This window comes from Streptomyces sp. NPDC022910, assembly GCF_055561075.1.
In genome coordinates, this window is the sequence record NZ_JBVHHL010000189.1 from 1 (window position 1) to 1,012 (window position 1,012).

2 protein-coding genes are annotated in these 1,012 nt (G+C 68.7%); both read left to right on the top strand.

Annotation, left to right across the window (positions count from 1 at the left end; all coding sequences use genetic code 11):
• Window positions 1–609 (top strand): transposase (locus ACZ3TS_RS43080; RefSeq protein WP_467628752.1); only part of this gene is annotated, 609 nt, incomplete at its 5' end.
• Window positions 606–1,004, top strand: a complete 399-nt coding sequence (locus ACZ3TS_RS43085) for a hypothetical protein (protein WP_467628755.1) — start codon at window positions 606–608, stop codon at window positions 1,002–1,004. The genes ACZ3TS_RS43080 and ACZ3TS_RS43085, both read left to right, overlap by 4 nt.
• Window positions 1,005–1,012: the final 8 nt, after the last annotated feature.

Below are 1,012 nucleotides of genomic sequence, written 5' to 3' on the forward strand. Positions count from 1 at the left end.
GACGGCCTCGACCAGCGGATCCAGGAGATTCTGCGCTGCCAGGTGCGGGAGCGGTCCAGACGATTAGAGGACCCGTCCCTGGTGATCATCGACACCCAGTCCGTCCGCGTGGCGGCCGGGGTGCCGAAGAAGACGACGGGACTGGATGCGAACAAGAAGACGCCGGGCCGCAAGCGTGGGCTCGCCGTGGACGTCATGGGCCTGATCATCGGCGTGGTGGTCCTGGCCGCGAACGCACACGACAACGAGGCCGGCATCGCCCTGCTGGACCAAGCGGCCGAACGATGCGGGATGCGCCTGGAGAAAGCCCTGGTCGACCAGGGCTTCAAGGACGCCGTGATCATCCACGGAGCGGTGAAGGACATCACCGTCGAGGTGGTCCGGCGCAACCCCGACGACCAGGGCAAAGGCTTCGTCCCGCAACCGAAACGGTGGGTGGTCGAGCAGGTCAACGGCACCCTCATGCTCCACCGCCGCCTCGCCCGCGACTATGACCACCGGCCCGACAACGCGGCCTCCCGCGTCTACTGGGCCTCCACCGCCGGCATGCTCCGCCGCCTCACCACCCCCACCCCCGCCTGGCGTGACGACGTGGAGCTGGCCGCGTGAACGTCTCCGAACTCCTGCGGCTGCTGCAGGCCGAACACGACGAGACCACCGCACGAGCCGACAACCTGCGCGAGCAGATCGAGCAGCTCACCACCGCCCTCGCCGAGGCCGAGGCCCGCCTGGCCGAGCTCGCCGCCACCCGCAAGGTCATCGACGGCCTCGCCCCGCCCGACTGCGAACCGGCCTCCGCGGAGACCGCCACCGTCTACCAGCGCATCGTGACTACCTTCAACGAACACCCCGAGAAGGTGTTCCGCGTCCGCGACCTGCACGAACACCTCGGCCTGCCCACCGACGAGCCCTCGATCAACGTCACCCGCTCCCGCCTGGGACGACTCGTTCGCCAGGGATTCCTCGAGCAACCCGGACGTGGCCGCTATCAGAAACGGACTTAACGCCCTCT